This window comes from Sandarakinorhabdus rubra (genome assembly GCF_010994245.1).
GTDB classification, from domain to species: domain Bacteria; phylum Pseudomonadota; class Alphaproteobacteria; order Sphingomonadales; family Sphingomonadaceae; genus Sandarakinorhabdus; species Sandarakinorhabdus rubra.
Genome location: NZ_WMHO01000454.1, coordinates 1 through 628 on the forward strand (window position 1 = coordinate 1; position 628 = coordinate 628).

General features: G+C 70.4%; 2 pseudogenes. Both read right to left on the reverse strand.

Going from position 1 to position 628, the window contains the following annotated elements:
* Positions 1-194 (reverse strand): annotated as a pseudogene (locus GJV64_RS15530) (hypothetical protein); the annotation flags it as partial.
* 91 nt (positions 195-285) lie between these two features.
* Positions 286-628, reverse strand: a pseudogene (locus tag GJV64_RS15235) (tRNA (adenosine(37)-N6)-dimethylallyltransferase MiaA); the annotation flags it as partial.

Below are 628 nucleotides of genomic sequence, written 5' to 3' on the forward strand. Positions count from 1 at the left end.
GCGACGGGCATCGCATCGGCCCGTGTGAATGTGGCGGCGACAGGGGTGACCGCCGGTGTCAGGCAGGCCGCATCGGATGGCGCGCAACGGGCGCTGGCCGGCGCGGCAAGATCAAGCGCCACGGACGCTTGCGCAGCCGGGGCCGCTGCCGCCGCCAGGCCCGTTGCCACCAACGCCACCACTGCAAAACGCATCACAACCTCCAAGCCCCTGTTGCATCGCAACAAAGCAGAGGATGGTTAACAAGCCGTGACAGCGCGGGTGCGGTTCGATGAATTGTGCGGATCAGTCGATCATTTCGTCGCAAATCCGCCAGCCCGAAAGCTGGTTCCGCGCCCAGGTCTGCTGGCGTTTCTGATATTGCCGGGTGGCGGCAAGGGCCTGCGCCAGCGCATCGTCAAGTGCCAGCTGCCCCGCCAGATGCGCCGTCAGTTGCGGCACGGCCAGCGCCTTCAGCACCGGGGCGTCGGGCGGCAGGCCGAGCCGCAGCAGCGCATCCACCTCGGCCAGCGCGCCGGCCGCGAGCATGGCGTGCAGCCGCGCTTCGGCGCGAGCGTGGAGCACGGCGCGTGGCCGGTCGACCACAAGCCCCTCGAGGGCCTCTGCCCCCAGCCCGCCCTCGCCCCGG